At 61.6% G+C, this 3,653-nt stretch carries 1 protein-coding gene and 1 pseudogene; one reads left to right on the forward strand and one right to left on the reverse strand.

Going from position 1 to position 3,653, the window contains the following annotated elements; translation table 11 throughout:
* Positions 1-320: pseudogene (locus ACR0P8_RS08975) on the reverse strand (beta-galactosidase); the annotation flags it as partial.
* A 355-nt stretch (positions 321-675) separates the two neighbouring features.
* Here ACR0P8_RS08975 and ACR0P8_RS08980 point away from each other — a divergent pair.
* The coding region (locus ACR0P8_RS08980) for a cation-translocating P-type ATPase (protein ID WP_432624739.1) at positions 676-3,653 on the forward strand (2,978 nt) is incomplete at its 3' end.

Genomic DNA, 3,653 nt, shown 5'->3' on the forward strand with positions numbered 1-3,653 from the left:
GGATACTGGATGTTGACGTACTTGTTCTTGAGATAACCGGCCATCTGCAGATGCCCCGGCACTTCGATCGCGCCGAAATCGCCATCCCTGAAATCAGCGCCCGCGAACGGCGCGTCCGCCACATCCACGTCACGCGCCTGCTCGACGCGCACCTTCCATTCGCCGTCGAGGCTCTGCTTCGGTTCCGTCGTTTCGCCGATGACGTAACGGTGGTTGGAATGCGCCGGCTTGCGGTTCGCTGCGAACACCGTCGGATCGGTGAGCCAGCTTGCACTTGCCGTGGTTGCATGTACGATTGCGAGTTCGGCTGTATCTGCCATCTTGCATCCCCCTGTATTACTTGGTGTCACTGCATCGTTGCGGTTGCGCCGTGCGATGTTGCACGACCGTTTAGTAATGAATTTTACTAACTACCGATAATATATCACACTTCATGGTATCGTGCACCCGTCGCGTGCCATGCATCGTTCCGCCACATGTCCATTTTTCACACGCCGAGGATGTGCGATAATAACAGAATGCGCCGATGGCGTCCGCCCGGTGCCCACAACCGCGCAGCGTTGCCTCGCCTTTGCAAAATGCTTGCGATTCCGCGGATTTTCGATTTCCGCGATTCGAGGCATACGTAAGACGGGGGAGAGCTGACTACTCCGCGGCGCTCCCAAGGAGATCACCATGGATGATCGCAAGAAAGATCAGTCCATCCAGTCCCATGCCAATTTTGACGGCGATTCCGCTACGGGCGATCGCACGCAGATTCGGCAGGAACAGCAAAACCAGCAGCCGCCACAAATCGACCCGTCGCTTGCCGACGCGCAAGCCGTGGCCGCATCGCTCGGCGTCGATCCGAACACCGGTCTGAGCCAAGCCGAAGCTGAACGCCGACTCGCGCAATACGGGCCGAACGAGCTCGCATCCGCACCACCCGTGCCAAAATGGAAGAAGTTCCTGGCGCAGTTCAAAGACCCCCTCGTCTACCTGCTGCTCGCTGCCACCGGCATCTCGCTCATCGCATGGTTCATCGAAAAAGCCAACGCTGCGCCAGGCGCGGAAGGCGGCGAAATACTGCCGTTCGACGCCATCGTCATTGTGCTTATCCTTATCGTCAACGCGGTACTCGGCTACATTCAGGAATCGAAAGCGGAAGAAGCCGTCGAAGCGCTCTCCCAAATGACCGCGCCGCAAACCAACGTGCTGCGCGACGGCAAAATCGCACGCATCAACACCGTCGACGTGGTGCCGGGAGACATGGTCGTGCTCGGTGAAGGCGACTCCATTCCCGCCGACGGACGTCTGCTCGCCGCCGCCAGCCTGCGCGTGGCGGAAGCGAGCCTGACCGGTGAAAGCGTACCGGTCGGCAAAAACGTCGACACACTTGCCGAAGCCAAGGCCTTGGGCGATCGCGCCAATATGGTGTTCAACGGCACGTCCGTGACGCAAGGCACCGGCCGCGCAATCGTGACGAGCACCGGCATGCGCACGCAGGTCGGTAAAATCGCGGACCTTCTGCAGGCCACGGATGATGATGACAGTCCGCTGCAGAAGGAAATGAACTACGTTTCCAAGATTCTCGGCATCGCGGTGTGCATTATCGCGGCGGTCGTGCTGGTGGCGCTTGCGCTGACCGAAGGCTTCAACGACATCCACGACGTAATCGATTCGCTGCTGCTATCCGTTTCGCTGGCCGTCGCGGCCGTGCCGGAAGGGCTCGCCGCGATTCTGACAGTCGTGCTCGCGCTCGGCGTGCGCCGCATGGCCGAACATCATGCGATCGTCAAGAAACTGCATTCCGTGGAAACGCTCGGTTCCGCGTCGGTGATCTGCTCCGACAAAACCGGCACGCTCACCCGCAACGAGATGACGGTGGAACGCGTGGTCACGCCGAGCGGTGAGGTGCAGCTGACCGGCACCGGCTATGCGCCGGAAGGCAGAATGGTTGCGATTTCCGATGCCGGGCTTACATCCACCCCGTCGCCCGCGCAGGAAGCGGCACAGCTTGAAGCCGTCGCCACGCTCGCAGTGGGCGCGCTGGCCAACGACGGCGAACTGCGCGAAAACACAGGTGCCGGCGATGGTTCCGCTGCTTCCGACATAACGTGGGAAGCCGTCGGCGACCCGACCGAAGTGTCGCTTATCGTCGCCGCACGCAAGGTGAAGGCCGATCGCAAATACGCCAACTACACGCGCGTGGGCGAGATTCCCTTCACTTCCGATCGCAAACGCATGACCGTCGTCGCGCAGGATAACACTGATGCCGGGCGTCTCACCGTCTTTGCTAAAGGCGCCCCCGACGTGCTGCTCGGCTACTGCAGCCGCATCGCGGTCAACGGTGCCGTACGACCGATGACGCAAGGCGATCGCCAGCAGATCCTCGCCGCCGTGGAACGCCTGTCCGCCGAAGCGTATCGTACGCTGGGCCAGGCGTACCGGCCACTCGGCACCGCGTCGCTCGCCGCAGTGCCGGGCGTGCGCATCAACGCCGCCGGTCACGTCGCCGACATCGCCGACCAAAGCGATGTGCTGGAAAGCGACTTGATCTGGGTCGGCATGGTCGGCATCATCGATCCGCCGCGTACCGAAGTGCGCGATTCCGTCGCCGAAGCGCATCGCGCCGGCATCCGCACCGTCATGATTACCGGTGACCATCCGCTTACCGCGGCACGCATCGCCAGCGATCTGGGCATCATCGAAACAGACCGGAACGGCAGTGCGGCCGGCGCCGACGACCTGAGCGGCAAAGTGCTCACCGGCGTTCAACTCGACGAGCTGCCGGACGAGCAAGCGTTCGACAACGCCACCCGCGAAATATCCGTGTACGCGCGCGTTGCGCCGGAACACAAGCTGAAAATCGTCGAATCGCTGCAACGGCAAGGCAATATCGTGGCCATGACGGGCGATGGCGTGAACGACGCCCCCGCCGTCAAAACCGCGGACATCGGCGTGGCCATGGGCATCACCGGCACCGAAGTGACCAAGCAGAGTGCCAAGATGATCCTCGCCGACGACAACTTCAGCACCATCGTCGAGGCGGTACGCGAAGGCCGTGGCATTTTCGACAACATCCGTAAGTTCCTGCGCTATCTGCTGAGCTCCAACGTCGGCGAGGTGTTCACCGTCTTCGGCGGTGTGATGCTCGCCGGATTCCTCGGCATCACCCAGCCTGGCAGCCAAGGTGTCACCGTGCCGCTGCTCGCCACGCAGCTGCTGTGGATCAACCTGCTTACCGACGCAGCTCCGGCGCTCGCCATGGGTGTCGACCCGTCCACCGACGACGTGATGGCACGCAAACCGCGCAAACTCACCGATCGCGTGATCGACGGACAGATGTGGGGCGACATCATTTTCATCGGTTTGATTATGGCTGCCGTCACGCTGATTGGCATGGACATGCACCTCGCCGGAGGTCTGTTCACGGACCGTTCCGTGGATGCTGTCGGACATGATGCGCAAATGACTGAGGCGCGCACGATGGGCTTCACCATCCTTGTGTTTGCGCAGATGCTCAACGCGCTGTGCTCTCGCTCGCACGACCAATCGGTGTTCGTTGGACTGTTCGCTAACAAATGGCTGTGGGGTGCGATTGCGTTGTCTGCGCTGTTGCAGGTGGTGGTGATTTACGTGCCGTTCCTCAACACCGCGTTCGGCACGATGCC

This window comes from Bifidobacterium sp. (assembly GCF_050874245.1).
Lineage (GTDB): Bacteria > Actinomycetota > Actinomycetes > Actinomycetales > Bifidobacteriaceae > Bifidobacterium.